The 16,183-nt window shown below is 72.3% G+C and carries 14 protein-coding genes; 8 read left to right on the forward strand and 6 right to left on the reverse strand.

The genetic code is table 11. From position 1 onward, the window contains the following. Positions 1-17 precede the first annotated feature (17 nt). Positions 18-611, forward strand: a complete 594-nt coding sequence (locus F0U47_RS16310; protein ID WP_149751531.1) for a TetR/AcrR family transcriptional regulator — start codon at positions 18-20, stop codon at positions 609-611. A gap of 6 nt (positions 612-617) precedes the next feature. On the opposite strand, the gene F0U47_RS16315 is transcribed toward F0U47_RS16310, so the two are convergent. Both F0U47_RS16315 and rocD read right to left on the reverse strand, forming a co-directional pair. Then, positions 618-830 (reverse strand): hypothetical protein, encoded by a 213-nt coding sequence (locus F0U47_RS16315; RefSeq protein ID WP_149751532.1) that lies wholly within the window; start codon positions 828-830, stop codon positions 618-620. Between the two features lie 79 nt (positions 831-909). Next, the gene (gene rocD / locus F0U47_RS16320) at positions 910-2,130 is read right to left on the reverse strand and encodes an ornithine--oxo-acid transaminase (protein WP_149751533.1); all 1,221 of its coding nucleotides are present in this window, start codon (positions 2,128-2,130) and stop codon (positions 910-912) included. Between the two features lie 165 nt (positions 2,131-2,295). Between rocD and hrpA the strand changes: the two genes are divergently transcribed. The 3 genes from hrpA (at position 2,296) to F0U47_RS16335 (ending at position 8,476) form a co-directional block, all read left to right on the forward strand. Beyond that, positions 2,296-6,198 (forward strand): ATP-dependent RNA helicase HrpA, encoded by a 3,903-nt coding sequence (gene hrpA, locus F0U47_RS16325; RefSeq protein ID WP_149751534.1) that lies wholly within the window; start codon positions 2,296-2,298, stop codon positions 6,196-6,198. Positions 6,199-6,207: 9 nt separating this feature from the next. Next, positions 6,208-6,810 (forward strand): hypothetical protein, encoded by a 603-nt coding sequence (locus tag F0U47_RS16330; protein ID WP_149751535.1) that lies wholly within the window; start codon positions 6,208-6,210, stop codon positions 6,808-6,810. Positions 6,811-7,066: 256 nt separating this feature from the next. After that, positions 7,067-8,476 (forward strand): extracellular solute-binding protein, encoded by a 1,410-nt coding sequence (locus F0U47_RS16335; RefSeq protein ID WP_149751536.1) that lies wholly within the window; start codon positions 7,067-7,069, stop codon positions 8,474-8,476. Between the two features lie 7 nt (positions 8,477-8,483). On the opposite strand, the gene F0U47_RS16340 is transcribed toward F0U47_RS16335, so the two are convergent. Next, positions 8,484-9,800 carry an HRDC domain-containing protein gene (locus F0U47_RS16340; RefSeq protein ID WP_149751537.1) on the reverse strand — a complete coding sequence of 439 codons (1,317 nt, stop codon included), beginning with the start codon at positions 9,798-9,800 and terminating at the stop codon, positions 8,484-8,486. Further along, positions 9,800-10,414, reverse strand: coding sequence for a DUF3000 domain-containing protein (locus F0U47_RS16345; RefSeq protein WP_149751538.1), 615 nt, complete (start codon positions 10,412-10,414; stop codon positions 9,800-9,802). The genes F0U47_RS16340 and F0U47_RS16345 overlap by 1 nt, the downstream gene beginning before the upstream one ends. 139 nt (positions 10,415-10,553) lie before the next feature. On the opposite strand from F0U47_RS16345, the gene hemE reads away from it, so the two are divergent. Continuing rightward, positions 10,554-11,606 (forward strand): uroporphyrinogen decarboxylase, encoded by a 1,053-nt coding sequence (gene hemE, locus F0U47_RS16350; RefSeq protein WP_149751539.1) that lies wholly within the window; start codon positions 10,554-10,556, stop codon positions 11,604-11,606. On the opposite strand, the gene F0U47_RS16355 is transcribed toward hemE, so the two are convergent. Further along, positions 11,603-12,406 (reverse strand): NYN domain-containing protein, encoded by an 804-nt coding sequence (locus F0U47_RS16355; protein WP_149751540.1) that lies wholly within the window; start codon positions 12,404-12,406, stop codon positions 11,603-11,605. The two genes, hemE and F0U47_RS16355, sit on opposite strands and share 4 nt — an antisense overlap. Positions 12,407-12,447: 41 nt before the next feature. Between F0U47_RS16355 and F0U47_RS16360 the strand changes: the two genes are divergently transcribed. From F0U47_RS16360 to msrB, 3 genes are all read left to right on the forward strand, one after another. Next, the gene (locus F0U47_RS16360; RefSeq protein WP_149751541.1) at positions 12,448-13,827 is read left to right on the forward strand and encodes a protoporphyrinogen/coproporphyrinogen oxidase; all 1,380 of its coding nucleotides are present in this window, start codon (positions 12,448-12,450) and stop codon (positions 13,825-13,827) included. Between the two features lie 100 nt (positions 13,828-13,927). After that, positions 13,928-14,653 (forward strand): hydrogen peroxide-dependent heme synthase, encoded by a 726-nt coding sequence (gene hemQ / locus F0U47_RS16365; protein WP_149751542.1) that lies wholly within the window; start codon positions 13,928-13,930, stop codon positions 14,651-14,653. A 70-nt stretch (positions 14,654-14,723) separates the two neighbouring features. Further along, positions 14,724-15,128, forward strand: coding sequence for a peptide-methionine (R)-S-oxide reductase MsrB (msrB, locus tag F0U47_RS16370; protein ID WP_149751543.1), 405 nt, complete (start codon positions 14,724-14,726; stop codon positions 15,126-15,128). A 7-nt stretch (positions 15,129-15,135) separates the two neighbouring features. Here the strand turns inward: msrB and F0U47_RS16375 are convergent, their stop codons facing one another. Further along, positions 15,136-16,125 (reverse strand): hypothetical protein, encoded by a 990-nt coding sequence (locus tag F0U47_RS16375; protein ID WP_149751544.1) that lies wholly within the window; start codon positions 16,123-16,125, stop codon positions 15,136-15,138. Positions 16,126-16,183 lie beyond the last annotated feature (58 nt).

Consider the following 16,183-nt stretch of genomic DNA (forward strand, 5'->3'; position numbering starts at 1 on the left):
GTCAATAGACTGTGGACGTGACCGCCACCACCCGCACCCGGCTCTTGCCGGAGGAGCGCCGCGAGCAGCTGCTCGAGCTGGGCCTGCGGCTGTTCTCCGGCAGCACGATCGACGAGATCTCCATCGACCGGCTCACCGAGGAGGCCGGCGTCTCGCGCGGGCTGATCTACCACTACTTCGGCAGCAAGCAGGGCTTCCGGGAGGCGGTCGTGCAGCGGGCGGCCGACGACCTCATCGCCCAGACCGCGCCCCCGGAGGGTGACGACCCGATCGCCAAGCTGCTCGCGTCGCTGACGGCGTACGTCGACTACGTGATCGCGCACCACGAGGGCTACCGCTCGCTCGTGCTGGCCGCGGCCGGTGGCAACGAGGCGGTGCGCGGGATCTACGAGCGCGCCCGCGCCGCAATGATCGACCGGACGTTTGAGACGCCCGGGGTCGAGGACCTGCTCGCGGACACGCCGGCGACCCGGCTCGTCGTGCGGGGATGGGTCGCGTTCGTGGAGGACACCGTCCTCACCTGGTGCGACTCACCTCAGGGGGTCACCCGCGGGGAGCTCGCGCGGATCGTCACCGACGCGCTGCCGGCGCTCGTCGGCATCGTCCGCTGACGCGGGCTACTTCGACGGCTTCGGCGTCTTGCACTCGACCTTCGGGTTGACCCCGAAGTAGTTCAACGGGCCGGCGATGATCGTCAGCGACGTGTCGCTGAAGGTCCGGCAGTTGACCTCCCGGTCGTCCCCGAAGTAGCCGCGCTGGAACGCCGCGAGCACGCCGATCACCAACCAGATGATGACAATGGCCCCGACGATCCCACTGCTCCGATACATGGTGATTCCTCCTGGGCCGGAGGTACCCACGTCGGAGGCGGGCAGCCGTGCTGGCCTCGCCGTGCCGCCGGAGCAGCGGTCAGGTCAGCACCGCGGCGAGCTGGTCGACGCCCCAGTGCAGGTCCTCCTCGGTGATGACCAGCGGGGGAGCGAGGCGGATGGTGGAGCCGTGGGTGTCCTTGGCGAGGACGCCGCGCTCCATCAGCCGCTCGCAGACCTGGCGGCCGGTGCCGAGGGCGGGGTCGATGTCGAGGCCGGCCCACAGCCCGCGAGAGCGTACGGCGACCACGCCGTTCCCGACGAGGGCGTCGAGCCGCTCGCGGAGCACCTGGCCGAGGGTCGTCGCGCGGTCCTGGAACTCACCGGTCGCGAGCATCTCGACGACCTCGCTGCCGACCGCGCACGCCAGCGGGTTGCCGCCGAACGTGGAGCCGTGCTGTCCGGGCTTGAGGACCCCGAGCACGTCCTTGTCGCCGACGACCGCGGACACCGGGACGATGCCGCCGCCGAGCGCCTTGCCGAGGACGTAGAGGTCCGGGACGACTCCCTCGTGGTCGCACGCGAAGGTGCGGCCGGTGCGGCCGAGGCCGGCCTGGATCTCGTCCGCGGCGAAGAGGACGTTCTCGTTGGTGCAGATCGCGCGGACGTCGCGGAGGTAGCCGTCGGGCGGGATGATCACGCCGCCCTCGCCCTGGATCGGCTCGATCAGGACGGCGACGGTGTCCGGGGTGATCGCGGCTGCGAGAGCGGCGCTGTCGCCGTACGGCACCATGTCGAAGCCCGGGGCGAACGGGCCGAAGCCGTCGCGCGCGTCCGGGTCGTCGGAGAAGCCGACGATGGTCGTGGTGCGGCCGTGGAAGTTGCCGCTCGCGACGACGATCCGGGCTCGGTCGGCGGGCACGCCCTTGACCTCGTAGCCCCACTTGCGGCTGACCTTGATCGCGGTCTCCACGGCCTCGGCGCCGGTGTTCATCGGCAGCACGAGGTCCTTGCCGCACAGGTCGCCGAGGGCGGCGCAGAAGTCGGCGAACGCGTCGTGCACGAACGCGCGGCTGGTGAGCGTGAGCTTGTCGAGCTGGGCGTGCGCGGTCGCGACCAGGCGCGGGTGGCTGTGGCCGAAGTTGAGCGCGGAGTAGCCCGCGAGCAGGTCGAGGAACCGGCGTCCGTCGACGTCGGTCATCCAGGCGCCCTCGCCGTGCGCGAGCACGACCGGAAGCGGGTGGTAGTTGTGAGCGGTCCGCGCCTCGGCGCGCTCGATCTCCGACGGGGTGTTCGCCGTCGTCGGGCTGGTGATGCTCATGTTCCGCCTCCTTCGCTGCTCGTGCTCTCGTGGGTGGAGCCTTCGGGGACTGTCTATCACGGATTGTCAGACAATCTGCAAACCACGATAACGGAGTGGTGGTGAGCCGTCAGCCGATCAACCGGTTCGCGCGGCTCCCGGCCGGCGGGGGAGAATGCCCGTGCCGTGGACATCACCTACCCGCCGGAGCTGCCGGTCAGCGCCCGACGCGACGACATCGCGCGGGCGATCCGTGACCACCAGGTCGTGATCGTCGCCGGCGAGACCGGGTCGGGGAAGACGACCCAGCTGCCGAAGATCTGCCTCGAGCTCGGCCGGGGCGCGCCGGGACCGGACGGCCGGCCGCGGATGGTCGGGCACACGCAACCGCGGCGGATCGCGGCCCGCGCGGTGTCCGAGCGGATCGCCGAGGAGCTCGGCACCGCGCTCGGCGACCTGGTCGGCTACCAGGTGCGGTTCACGGACCGTACGTCGAAGGCCAGCCGGGTCAAGGTGATGACCGACGGCATCCTGCTCGCCGAGCTGCAGCGCGACCGGATGCTCAAGCGCTACGACACGATCATCATCGACGAGGCGCACGAGCGGAGCCTCAACATCGACTTCCTGCTCGGGTACCTCAAGCAGCTGCTGCCGAAGCGTCCCGACCTCAAGCTGATCATCACCAGCGCCACCATCGACCCCGAGCGGTTCGCCGCACACTTCGAGGCGGCCGACGGCACGCCCGCGCCGATCGTCCAGGTCTCCGGCCGCACCTACCCGGTCGAGGTCCGCTACCGACCGCTCGTCGAGCTGCCGGAAGCAGACGAGGAAGGCGAGCCGATCGTCCGCGACCAGACGGAGGCGGTCGTCGACGCGGTGAAGGAGCTGTCCGCCGAGGGGCCGGGCGACGTACTCGTCTTCCTGCCGGGCGAGCGCGAGATCCGCGACACCGCCGAGGCGCTCCAGCCGCTCACGATCGAAGGACGCGGCAGCCGCTCCATCGAGATACTCCCGCTGTACTCGCGGCTCTCCGCCGCCGACCAGCACCGGGTGTTCGCGCCGGCGCGCAGTTCGCGGCGCCGGGTGGTGCTGGCGACCAACGTCGCGGAGACGTCGCTGACGGTCCCCGGCATCCGCTACGTCGTCGACACCGGCGTCGCGCGCATCTCCCGCTACTCGTCGCGCACCAAGGTGCAGCGGCTGCCGATCGAGGCGATCAGCCAGGCCTCGGCCAACCAGCGCTCCGGCCGCTGCGGGCGCGTGGCCGCCGGTATCGCGATCCGCCTCTACTCGGAGGAGGACTTCGAGGGCCGGCCGGAGTTCACCGACCCCGAGATCCTGCGCACCAACCTCGCCTCAGTGATCCTGCAGATGACTGCTCTGGGACTGGGCGACATCGCGCGGTTCCCCTTCGTCGAGCCGCCGGACCGGCGCAACGTCCAGGCCGGCGAGCAGCTGCTCGAGGAACTGGGGGCGATCACCACCACAAGTCCCGACTCGGGCCGCCACAAGTCACGATTCGACCCACCACGAGGGCCGATTCGACGGTTGACGAAGGTGGGGTCGCGGCTGGCGAGGCTGCCGATCGACCCGCGTCTCGGCCGGATGCTCCTCGAGGCGGAGCGGCTGGGCTGCGTGCGCGACGTGCTCGTGATCGTGGCCGCGCTCTCGCTGCAGGACCCGCGCGAGCGGCCGGGGGCCGACCAGCCGGCCGAGCAGGCCAAGGCCGTCCAGGCGCACGCCCGGTTCAAGGCCGAGGGGTCGGACTTCCTCACCTGGCTCAACCTGTGGCGCTACCTGCGGGAGCAGCAGCGCGAGCTGTCCGGCAGCGCGTTCCGGCGGATGTGCAAGCGGGAGTACCTCCACTACCTGCGGGTGCGGGAGTGGCAGGAGTTCGAGGGCCAGCTCCGTCAGGTCGCCAAGGAGATGAAGATCCGCATCGACACGCCCGGCGGGGAGCCCGACGCGGACGGGATCCACCAGGCCCTGCTCTCCGGGCTCCTCAGCCACATCGGGCTGCGCGAGGAGCGTGAGTCTCGACAGGCTCAGGGGTCTCGACAGGCTCGACCAGCAAAGCGGCCCGGTCCCCGGGAGTACCTCGGCGCCCGTGGCGCGAGGTTCGCGATCTTTCCCGGCAGCGGGCTGGCGCGGAAGAACCCGCCGTACGTCATGGCGTTCGAGCTGGTCGAGACCGGCCGCCTGTGGGCGCGGCAGAACGCTGCGATCGAGCCGGAGTGGGCCGAGCGGCTGGGTGCGCACCTGGTGAAGCGCACGTACTCCGAGCCGCACTGGTCGGAGAAGCGGCAGTCCGTGATGGCGCGCGAGCGGGTGACCCTGTACGGCGTACCCCTCGCCACCGACCGCCTGATCTCCTACGGGAAGGTCGACCGGGAGCTCGCGCGCGAGATCTTCATCCGGCACGCCCTCGTCTACGGCGAGTGGTCGACCCGGCACGAGTTCTTCCACCACAACCGCTTGCTCCTCCAGCAGGCCGAGGAGCTCGAGCACCGTGCGCGGCGCCGCGACCTGGTCGTCGACGAGCACACGCTGTTCGACTTCTACGACGCCCGGATCGGCCCGGACGTGGTCAGCGGGGCTCACTTCGACCAGTGGTGGAAGGGCGCCCGCCGCGAGCAGCCCGACCTGCTGACCTTCGACCCGGCGATGCTCACCCACGACGCGGCGGCGGAGGTGACCGAGCAGGACTACCCGGAGCACTGGGTCGCCGACGGCGGCCTGACGTTCGACCTCGCCTACCACTTCGAGCCGGGTGCTGCCGACGACGGGATCACGGTCGACGTGCCGGTGGCGGTGCTCAACCGGGTCGGCGACGAGGACTTCTCCTGGAACGTCCCGGGCCTGCGCGAGGAGCTGGTCACGAGCCTGATCCGCAGCCTGCCCAAGCACCTGCGGGTGAGCTTCGTCCCCGCTCCCAACACGGCCCGCGAGTTCCTCGCGAACGTGCCGGCGGGGGAGGAGCCGCTGCTCGACGCCCTCGAGCGCTACCTCCGCTCGACGACCGGCGTGCACGTGCCGCGCGAGGCGTGGGGGCTCGACACCCTGGCGCCGCACCTGCGACCGACCTTCCGGGTCGTCGACGACAAGGGCCGCGAGCAGGCCCGCGGCAAGGACCTGGCCGCGCTCAAGGCGCCGCTCCGGCCGCGGTTCGAGAAGGCCATGGCGGAGGTGGCGGCCGACAGCGGCGTCGCCCGCACCGGCGAGAGGACGTGGGCGTTCGGTGAGATCGCCGCGACCGCGACGTGGACCCGGGCCGGCCACGAGGTCGAGGCCTACCCGGGGCTGGTCGACGAGGGCACCACCGTCGGGCTCCAGGTGTTCGGCTCCGCCGCCGAGCGCGACGCCCGGCACCGGCTCGGCCTGATCCGGCTGCTGCTCATCGCTCTCGACGGTGCCGCCAGGCTCGACCAGCAGGAGCTCTCCAACGAGGAGAAGCTGCGACTGGCCGGCACGACGTACCCCTCCGTGCCGGAGCTCCTCGACGACTGCCTGCGGGCGGTCGTCACCGACGCGGTCGACGCCGCGCAGGAGCAGGGGATCTTGCGTTCCGAGGAGCAGTACGACGCGCTGCTCGCCTCGCTCAGGGCCGGTCAGGGTGGCGCGGCGGGCGCCGTACGCGCGCTGCTGCCGGACCTGTTCCGAGTGCTCGACGCGCACCGCGAGACCGACCGGCTGCTGAGCGGCCGCGCCGAGATGGCGCTGCTGCCGGCCCTCTCCGACATGCAGGCCCAGCTGGGCAGGCTGGTCCCCGCCGGCTTCGTGGGCGAGGCCGGCGCTGCGCAGCTGCGGCGCTACCCCGTCTACCTCGCCGCGATCCGGCGCCGTCGCGAGCAGCTGGGCGAGGGCGGCCCGGCCGTGGCGCGCGACCGCGAGCGCCTCGACCGAGTTCGGCCGCTCCAGGAGGCCTACCTGCACCGGATCGACGCGCTCCCCGTGGGACGTCCGCCGGATGCTGCCCTCCGGCAGGTGCGCTGGCAGCTCGAGGAGTTCCGGGTCTCGCTGTGGGCGCCCCAGCTCGGCACCGCCGGCAAGGTCAGCGACGTCCGGATCCGCAAGCTCCTCGACGCGTAGTCTTGCCGGATGGGTGAGGGAGCCAGGTCGCACCACCGGCCGATCGCGCGGTCGGCGCACTTCTTCGACGCGTTCGCAGCGGGCAGTGATCCCGAGCTACTGCAGGAGGCGGCGGACCGCGCGGCGACCCTGCTGGTCCGCGGTGCTCGGGAGAGCACGGACTCCGCTGTCGCCGACCGGTTGGTTCACCTCGCCGACAGCGAGGGCATCGAGGCGATCGCCGAGGTGTGGTCGGGCTCCGCGCCCGACTCGCTCGCCGGCTGCCTGTGGCGGCTCTACCTCCTCCGGTCGTGGGTCTACGCCGAGCCGGCCGGCGTGGCGCGCGAGTTCGAGGCCGGTCGCGGCGCGGCACAGGTGGCGCGGGTCGTCGCCGGGGTCGCGGACCCGCCCGGTCCCGACGAGCTCCGGGCGATGATCGACGCGGTGCTCCGCGGGATCGCCAGCGCCGACTTCGCCGACGTGCTGTTCCGCGCCGCCGCGTTCGCCCGGGTCGTCGCGACGGGCCGGGCGACCCTGCCCGGCACCAGCGATGACGGCGTACGCCGCATGCTCGGCCTCGCCGAGCAGCTCGAGGCTGCCGGGCACGTCGAGCTCGAGCGTGGGCTGGGCTGACTGGGCTGACTGGGCTGCGGCGGACTGGGCTGAATGGCCCGCATGTCACCGCGCGTCCCTTACAGTGGACCTTCGAGTGCGCCGGGTCGCGGCAGCCCCGGGTCCCAAAATCAGCCGCTACGAGCGGCCACGCGCCGTGAGGCGCTCCCGGCCCGGCGCACTCGAACACCGCGGGGTGCGGCGCGGCATTCTTTCGGCGGCTGTCCTTACTGCTGGGTAGGGTGACGCCGGACCACGACAGGGGAGAGAGACCGCGATGTTCAGCCTGGGCCGCTTCGACTGGCGCACGTCCGCCGCCGTCGTCGTCGTGGCGATCGCTGTCGTGGTCGCGATGGTCCTCTACTCCGACGGCGAGGGTCCCGTCCGCAACGGCGGCGACGGACCGACGACGAGCACGCACGGGATGTCGCGGCTTGTGTTCGCGGTCTGGGGCAACGACGCGGAGGTCGCCGCCTATCGCGAGGTGGTGGAGGACTACAACCACGATTCGACCGTGGTCGACGTCCACGTCGAGGCCTGGCCCGACGCGAAGTCCATGCTCGCCGACATCCGGTCCGGCGAGGTGACGCCGGACCTCTACCTCCTGCCGCGCGACGAGCTCGCCGAGACGCTCGAGGCTGATCGCAACCGGCCCCTGCTCGACCTGCTCGACCCGCGCGGGGTGTCCTTCGGCGACGAGTTCCCGCGCGACGTGCTCTCGGCGTTCGCCGCCGAGGACAACCTGCAGTGCATGCCCTACGCGAGCTCGCCGATGGTCATCTACTACAACACCGACCTCATCGACTTCGAGAAGATGGCCAACCGCGACCTGCCGGTCCCGCCGGAGGACCAGGAGTACTGGTCGCTCGAGATGTTCCGTGCGGCGGCGACCTTCGCGAGCCGGCCCCGGATGGACTCCAAGGGCGTCTACATCGAGCCGACGCTGGAGGGCCTGGCGCCGTTCGTCTACGCCGGCGGCGGCCAGCTGTTCGACGACGAGGGTGACCCGTCCTCGCTCGCGCTCTCCGACGAGGACTCGGTCGACTCGCTCCGGCAGACCCTCGAGGTGCTCCGCGACCCGACGATCACCCTCACCAACCGGCAGGTGCGCCAGAAGACGGCGCTCGAGTGGTTCCAGGACGGCCGCCTCGGCATGATCGCCGGCTACCGCGACCTCACGCCGGTGCTCCGGGAGACCGAGGGCCTCGACTTCGACGTGATGCCGATGCCCGAGCTCGACGGCGACGCGACCGTCGGCGACCTGATCGGCGTGTGCGTCGCCGACGGGCCGCAGGAGCGCGTCGAGCAGTCCGCGGACTTCCTGGTCAACCTGCTCAGCAACGAGGCGCTCAGCACGATCGCGTCGACCGGCTACCTCATGCCGACGAAGATCGACGTCGCCTTCTCCGACGCGTTCCTCCAGCCGGGCCGGCAGCCCGCCAACGCCCGCGCCTTCGTGGCTGCGACCCGCTCCATCGTCCTGCCGCCGCTCCTCGACGTCTGGCCGCAGCTCGAGGCCGCGGTCGACCCCGACCTCACCCGCCTGCTCACCCAGCCGCTGTTCGAGGAGGAGCTCGACGCCGAGCTCGAGGCGATCGACGAGAAGTCGAAGGCGGTCCTCGACCCGGAGGAAACCGAGCCGACGGACGAGCAGAACCCGTCCGGATCGGTGACCTCGACTCCCTAGCCGGCGGCTACGTCTCGCTCGTCGGGGCCTCGGCGAGGAGCACGGCCTGCGCGAGCGCCGGAGCGGTGAGGCCGATCTGCCAGCTGCGCGAGCCGAGGTCGCCGAGCTGGTCGATGATCCGCTCGAGCAGCTCCACGGGGTCCCGCGTGGCCGGCGGCTCCCACATCACGCGGCGGAGGTGGTCGGGCGTCAGCAGGTTCTCGGCCGGGAGGTCGTGCTTCTCGGCGAGCGCCGCGACCGCGGCGCGCGCCAGCTCGAGCCGGCGGGCGGCCACCGGGCTCTTCTCGGCCCACGCCCGCGGCGCCGGCGGGCCGTCGCCGCGAGGGGTGCGGCTCGGCAGGTCGGCCTCGTCCATCTCGGCAGCCTTCCGCAACGCCTCCAGCCAGACCGGCGCGAAGCGCGACGCGCCGCGGCCGTGGAAGCCCGGCGTGGACATCAACGCGGCCCGGCTGGTCGGCATCGCGGTCGCGGCCGCGATGATCGAGGCGTCCGGGATCAGCCGGCCGGGCGTGACGTCCCGCTCACGGGCCAGCGCGTCGCGGGCCTCCCACAGCGCCCGGACGGCGGCGAGCGCGCGGCGCCCCCGCACCTTGTGCAGCCCCGACGTACGACGCCACGCCTCTGCCCGGACGGTCGGCTCGAACGAGCGCAGGTTGTCGAACTCCTGACGTGCCCAGTCCTCCTTGCCGGCCGCGACGAGCTGGTCGGCGAGCAGCTGGCGCAGCTCGACGAGCACCTCGACGTCGAGCGCGGCGTACTCCAGCCACGGCTCGGGCAGCGGCCGCGTCGACCAGTCGACGGCGGAGTGCTCCTTCTTCATCCGGGCGCCCAGCAGCGTCTCGACCAGGGTGGCGAGCCCGACCCGCGGGTAGTTCAGCAGCCGCCCTGCGAGCTCGGTGTCGAACAGCGACGCCGGCGTGAGGCCGACCTCCGCCAGGCAGGGCAGGTCCTGCGTCGCGGCGTGCAGGATCCACTCCGCGTCCCCGATCGCCTCCTGCAGCGGGGCGAGCGACGACAGCGGGATGGGGTCGATCAGCCCGGTGCCGGCGCCCTCCCGGCGGACCTGGATCAGGTAGGCGCGATTGGAGTAGCGGTAGCCCGACGCCCGCTCGGCGTCGATCGCGACCGGCCCGGTGCCGGCGGCCACCTTGGCGGCGTACTCCGCCAGCGCCTCGTCGGTCTCGATCACCGGTGGCAGGCCGTCGCCGAGCGCGAGCAGCGCCACCTCGGGCTCGACCTCGGGCTGGGCTTCGGGCTGGGCTTCGGGCTGGGCCGCCTCGGCCTCCGGATCGGTCTCGGGGGCGGGGACGTCTTCCGACGGCATCAGAGCGTTGAGCCTCGCTGGCCACGTCGCGAGGGCATCACCGCGACCCCGTCGGGCACCGGCTCGAGCCCGCCTGCCGTGCAGAGCAGCTCGCCCCAGGCCTCGACGTGGGCGGCCAGCTGCGGCGCGTCGGTCGGCGTCCACGACGCCCGCACCTCCAGCTGCGCCGAGCCGCCGTCGCCGGCCATGGTGCCGTAGCTGTCCGTCGCGACCCTGGTGACCGTGCCCGACAGCATGATGTGCGCCGCGCCATGCGACTCGAGCGCGTCGGTCAGCCACGTCCACCCGACGTCGGTCAGCATCGGGTCGGTCGCGAGCGCGTGGTCGATCTCGGCGCGGCAGTAGGCCACGCAGCGGTAGGTGCCGTCCCACGCGTCGTTGCCGGCAGGGTCGTGCAGCAGCACGATCCGGCCGGTCGCGACCTCCTCGCCGTCCACCGTCACATCGGCGGAGAGCGCGGTCGCGTAGGGCGCGATCCGCTGCGGCGCCGGCATCTCCTCGCAGAAGACCTCCGGCCGCAGGACAGCCGCTCGCATGCTGGCCACGGCGGCAAGGAACTCCGGGGGCTCGCCGGCAGCGCCGGACCCCTGGTGCGTCTCCTGCCGGGCGACCATAGGGCCACCATAGGAGACGCCGCGGGGATCCGACCCGCGGCGCGCCGCCCCGCAGGCCCGGTCCAGGGGCTGCGGCGGGGTCGGCAAGCGCCGCCGGCGATGTGCGCAGGACGAGGCAACCTGAGAGCCTTTCCCTGACATGGGACAGCCTCACGACCTCAGCGACAGCGCATTCCTCAAGGCGGTGCGTGGCGAGCCCGTGCCCCACATCCCGGTGTGGTTCATGCGGCAGGCCGGCCGTTCCCTCCCGGAGTACCTCGCGGTCCGCGAGGGCACCAACATGCTCGAGTCGTGCATGAACGCCGAGCTGGTGACGGAGATCACGCTCCAGCCGGTCCGCCGCTACGGCGTCGACGCCGCGATCTTCTTCTCCGACATCGTGCTGCCGCTGAAGGCAGTCGGTGTCGACCTCGACATCAAGCCCGGGGTCGGTCCGGTCGTCGCCCGCCCGGTCCGGACCGTGGCCGACGTCGAGGCGATCCCCGACCTCACGCCCGACCACGTCCCGTTCATCACCGAGGCCGTTCGCACCCTCACCGGTGAGCTCGCCGGCATGAACGGCGGCACCCCGCTGATCGGGTTCGCGGGAGCGCCGTTCACCGTCGCGTCCTACCTCGTCGAGGGCGGCCCGTCCAAGGAGCACGCCAAGACCAAGGCCCTCATGTTCGGGGCGCCCGACGTCTGGGACGCGCTGATGCGCAAGATCGCCGGGATCTCCGCTGCGTTCCTCGAGGTCCAGGTCGCAGCGGGCGCCTCCGCAATCCAGCTCTTCGACTCGTGGGCCGGCGCGCTGACGCCCGGTGACTACGAGCGCCACGTGATGCCGCACTCCGCGTCGGTGCTGGAGCGGGTGGGCGCGCTCGGCGTACCCCGCATCCACTTCGGCGTCGGTACGACGAACCTGCTCACCCTCATGGGCGAGGCGGGTGCCGACGTGGTCGGTGTCGACTGGCGCACGCCGCTGCCGACGGCGATCCCGATGGTGGGCGACCGCGCCGTGCAGGGCAACCTCGACCCGACGCTGGTGTTCGCCCCGACCGACGTGATGACCGCCCGCGCCGCGGAGATCATCGAGGCCGGCCGCGCCGCGAAGGGCCACGTCTTCAACCTCGGCCACGGCGTGATCCCGACGACGGACCCCGACCAGCTGGCCCGGCTGACGGAGTTCGTGCAGAGCTACCCGCTCCGCTAGGCCTTCTTCCTCGCGGTCGCCTTCCTCGCCGACGCCTTCTTGACGGGGGCGCTCGTCGCGGGCGCTCGTGACTTGAGGCTGACCTGCATCCCGCTGCCGCTGCCGGTGACGGTCAGGTAGGGCTCGCCCTGGAGCAGCGTCGACAGCTTCGGCTTCCCGTAGAGGCGCGGGTCGAACGACGCGCTGGCCGAGCGGAGGTAGTTGCCCAGGGCGCTCACCGACACCGCGCCGTCGTCGCCGGACGTCGCGTTGATCGCCCGGGTCAGCAGGCTCTGCAGGTTGGGCAGCGGAGCCTCGTCCGAGGTCGGGTCCCCGGTGTCGGTGGTGTCCCCGGCCTCGGCCGGCCTGCTCTGGCTGTCGTTGTCGCCGAGCACCTCCAGGTAGATGAACCGGTCGACCGCCGCCACCAGCGAGGCCGGGGTCTTCTTCAGACCGATGCCGTAGACGGTCTTGCCCGACTCCCGCAGCCGGGTGGCGAGGCCGGTGAAGTCGCTGTCGCTCGACACCAGCGCGAAGGCGTCGACGTTGCCGGTGTAGAGCAGGTCCATCGCGTCGATGATCAGGGCGGAGTCGGTGGAGTTCTTGCCGGTGGTGTAGGCGAACTGCTGCTTCGGCGCGATCGCGTGCTGGTTGAGCTCCTTCTTCCAGCCGCTGAGCTGCGGGGTCGTCCAGTCGCCGTACGCGCGCTTCACCGTCGCCACGCCGTACGACGCCAGCTCGTCGAAGAGAGCCCGGGCATGCTTGGGCGAGGTGTTGTCGGCGTCGATGAGGACCGCCAGGCGCGCGTTGGGGGTGGACATGCCCCCATCATGGCCTGCGCGTCGTCTGCCACGCTTGACCCGTGCGGCGGTTCATCGTGGTGGGTGGCGGGATCAGCGGGCTCACCGCTGCCCGCGATCTCGCGGACGCCGGCCACGACGTCCTCCTCCTCGAGGCGACCGACCGGCTCGGCGGCAAGCTGCGGCGTGGAGAGGTCGCCGGCGTGACCGTCGACGTCGGCGCGGAGGCGATGATCAACCGCCGGCCGGAGGCGGTCGCCCTCGCGACCGCGGTCGGGCTACCGGTCACGCATCCCACCGCGGCCACCTCGCGGGTCTGGACCCGCGGCGCGCTGCGTCCGCTCCCGCGGACGCTGATGGGCGCCCCCCTCGACCTCGACCAGCTCGAGGCCAGCGGGATCCTCTCCCCGGAGGGCGTCACCCGCGCGCGCCACCAGCAGGTCCCGCACCCGGACGGCGACGTCTCCGTCGGCGACCTCGTCGCCGCGCGGTACGGCGACGAGGTGGTCGATCGTCTCGTCGAGCCGCTGCTGGGCGGGGTGTACGCCGGACAGGCCCGCGCCATCTCCGCCCGCGCTGCCGTCCCGCAGCTCCTCGACCTGCTCACTCGCGACCAGATCAGCGTCCCGGATCCGCCGACGGCGGCTGCGCCGGTCTTCGCCGGCGTCCCGGGAGGGATGTGGCAGCTCCCGGAAGCGGTCGCCGCAGCCCTCGCCGGAAGCGGCCGGGTCGACGTCCGCCGGGACGTGGTCGTGCGGGAGGTGCGGCGTACTCCCGAGGGCCTCGCCGTCGTCGCCGACCAGCTCGGGATCGTCTCGGTGGAGGCCGCGGACGGCGTCGTCGTCGCGACCCCTGCCGCGCCCACCGCACGGATGCTGGCCGACCTCGCGCCGGTCGCGGCGCGTGAGCTCGCGGGGATCGACTACGCGTCGTCCGCGCTCGTCACCTTCGCGTTCCGCGCCGACCCCGACGTCACCGCCGCGATCGACGTCGGCGCCTCCGGGTTCCTGGTGCCGCCAGTCGACGGCCGCGCGGTGAAAGCCGCGACGTTCTCGTTCGCCAAGTGGGAGTGGGTGCGGGCGGCGGGTCTCGACAAGCTCGACCACCAAACGGACCTCTTGTTGTTCCGCACCTCGCTCGGCCGGCACGGCGAGGAGCAGGCCCTCCAGGTGCCCGACGACGAGCTGGTCCGGGCTTCTCTCGAGGACCTCGCTGCCGCGACCGGCTTGACGGCGGCGCCCGTCGACGCCGTCGTCCAGCGGTGGGGCGGGGGACTGCCGCAGTACGCCGTCGGCCACGTCGAACGGGTCGCCCGGATCCGGGCCGCCGTCGCCGAGGTGCCGGGCCTGGCCGTCTGCGGAGCGGCCTACGACGGCGTCGGCATCGCCGCCTGCGTCGCATCGGGGCACCGGGCGGCGGGCGAGGTCGCCGCCGCTGGTTGAGGTGCGAGCGGAGCGAGCCTCGAACCAAGGCGACGGAGGTTTCGAGGCTCGGCGCCGGGGCGCCTCGCACCTCAACCACCGACGGCGCCACAATGGAGGCATGAGCGACCCGCAGGCGCACATCAAGTCCAACGCCGCCAAGATCAACGAGCTCAACGACACCGTCCGCTTCACGATGTGGTCGGTGTTCAGGCTCGAGCGTCCGCTCGGCGGCGACGACGTCGTGCGCAAGAGCGAGGCGGCCGAGGTCGAGGCCCTGCTCGCCGATCTCGCCGGCGAGGACGTCGTGGTGCGCGGGGTCTACGACGTCGCCGGTCTCCGCGCCGACGCCGACCTCATGGTGTGGTGGCACGCGGAGTCCAGCGACCGGCTCCAGCAGGCCTATCACCGGCTCCGCCGTACGGCGTTCGGCTCGCGGCTGGCGCCGGTGTGGTCGCAGATGGCGCTGCACCGGCCGGCGGAGTTCAACCGCAGCCACCTGCCGGCCTTTCTCGCCGACGAGCGCGCCCACGCCTACGTCGCTGTCTACCCCTTCGTCCGCTCCTACGAGTGGTACCTCCTCGAGGACGCAGAGCGTCGCCGCCTGCTCGCGGAGCACGGCCAGATGGCGCGCGACTACCCCGACGTCCGGGCCAACACGGTGCCGTCGTTCGCGCTCGGCGACTACGAGTGGATCCTCGCGTTCGAAGCCGACGACCTGACCCGGATCGTCGACCTCATGCGCCACCTGCGCGGCTCCGAGACCCGCCGCCACGTGCGCGAGGAGGTGCCGTTCTACACCGGCGCCCGGGTCGACGTCGCCGACCTGATCGACCGGCTGCCCTGACCGGCCCGTGGCGGCGATTCTTTACCCGAGGCCGGCGTGATCGCACCGGCCGCTGGGTAGCCTCGGCGACATGACCTACAACGTGGAGAAGACCGACGAGGAGTGGCGCTCGGAGCTCACTCCCGAGGAGTACGCCGTGCTCCGCAAGGCCGGCACAGAGCGGGCGTTCACCGGTGAGTACACCGACGTCGAGACCAAGGGTGTCTACCGTTGCAAGGCGTGCCAGGCCAAGCTCTTCGAGTCGGACACGAAGTTCCACTCCGGTTGCGGCTGGCCGAGCTTCTACCAGCCCCTCAGCGACACGATCGAGTACATCGAGGACAACTCCCACGGGATGAAGCGCACCGAGGTCCGCTGCGCGAACTGCGGCTCGCACCTCGGCCACGTCTTCCCCGACGGCTACGGCACCCCGACGGGTGACCGCTACTGCATCAACTCGATCAGTCTGACCCTGGAGCCGGCCGACTCGGAGTGACGCGGGCTCAGCGCTCGCAGCTCTCCTCGACCTCGGCCCTGCAGAGGTCGCGACCGCGGTCGCCGGTGGCGGTGTCGCGGCCGAGGCCGCCGTACAGCTCGTCGTTCCCGGTGGTGCCGACCATCAGGTCGTCCCCACCGCCGCCCTGGGCGACGGTCCGGACCCGCTCGCACCCGCCGCTGCCGGCTGCCTGCAGGCGGTCGTTGCCGCCGCGGCCGAGCAACGAGCTGCGGCAGGCCGCGACGGAGACGTGGTTGGCGTCGTTCCCCCCGCGCACCGTGACCGCCGGCACGACGTGGGTGCCGGCGCGGACGACGTCGAGCACCTGGAAGCCGGTCGCCTCGCCGCTCGCCTTCCCGTCGATCGCGATCGTCCCGGTCTCGAGGTCGAACGACGCCGTGGAGCAGCCGCGGCAGGTGGTGGTGAGCTCGTCGGGCCCCTCGTCGCCGTCGACCACGAGCCCGGCCCGCGGGCGGTCCGCCGACAGCGTGTCCCCCTCCTTGCCCAGCTCGGCCACCACGTCGCCCGGGTACTGCCGGTCGACCTTGACGTAGTCCTTCCCGCCGTCGGTCCGGACCAGCTTGCGGTCCGCGGCCACGCCCGACCGCACGTACACCCGGTCGACCTGGGGGCCGCCGAGGAACCGGTCATCACCCGAGCTGCCCTCGACACCCGTCTCGCCGAGCACCGTCGCGAGGCGGTCGCCGCGGAACCGGGTCGCGTCGACCAGGTCGTCGCCCCCGCCGGGAACGACGTAGGCGGGGCGCAGGCGCGTCACGCAGATGACGTCGGCGCCGTTGAGCGTGCGTACGACGCTCGCGCCGTTCGTCACCACGACGTCCGGACCGGGCGTGGTCGTGAGCTCCTCGCCCGAGATGCCGACGTGGGTCGCCACCTCGCCGCGACAGGTCGGCTGGCCGGGAGCGTGGGCCTCGACGGGCTGGGGCAGGACAGTGAGGGCAGCCAGCACGAGGGCCGCCGAGAGTGTCGCCTTCACACAACCTCCGACGCGTCCTGCCGTGCAGAGGTTGCACGGCGGTCCTGGGATTTTGCCG

Origin of the sequence: Nocardioides antri (assembly GCF_008373765.1) — a bacterium.
Classification (GTDB): domain Bacteria; phylum Actinomycetota; class Actinomycetes; order Propionibacteriales; family Nocardioidaceae; genus Nocardioides; species Nocardioides antri.

Coding starts and splice junctions, on each gene's coding strand:
- F0U47_RS16315 (WP_149751532.1), bottom strand. CDS start 830: ATGTATCGGAGCAGTGGGATCGTCGGGGCCATTGTCATCATCTGGTTG.
- rocD (WP_149751533.1), bottom strand. CDS start 2,130: ATGAGCATCACCAGCCCGACGACGGCGAACACCCCGTCGGAGATCGAG.
- F0U47_RS16330 (WP_149751535.1), top strand. CDS start 6,208: ATGGGTGAGGGAGCCAGGTCGCACCACCGGCCGATCGCGCGGTCGGCG.
- F0U47_RS16335 (WP_149751536.1), top strand. CDS start 7,067: ATGTTCAGCCTGGGCCGCTTCGACTGGCGCACGTCCGCCGCCGTCGTC.
- F0U47_RS16340 (WP_149751537.1), bottom strand. CDS start 9,800: ATGCCGTCGGAAGACGTCCCCGCCCCCGAGACCGATCCGGAGGCCGAG.
- F0U47_RS16345 (WP_149751538.1), bottom strand. CDS start 10,414: ATGGTCGCCCGGCAGGAGACGCACCAGGGGTCCGGCGCTGCCGGCGAG.
- hemE (WP_149751539.1), top strand. CDS start 10,554: ATGGGACAGCCTCACGACCTCAGCGACAGCGCATTCCTCAAGGCGGTG.
- F0U47_RS16355 (WP_149751540.1), bottom strand. CDS start 12,406: ATGTCCACCCCCAACGCGCGCCTGGCGGTCCTCATCGACGCCGACAAC.
- hemQ (WP_149751542.1), top strand. CDS start 13,928: ATGAGCGACCCGCAGGCGCACATCAAGTCCAACGCCGCCAAGATCAAC.
- msrB (WP_149751543.1), top strand. CDS start 14,724: ATGACCTACAACGTGGAGAAGACCGACGAGGAGTGGCGCTCGGAGCTC.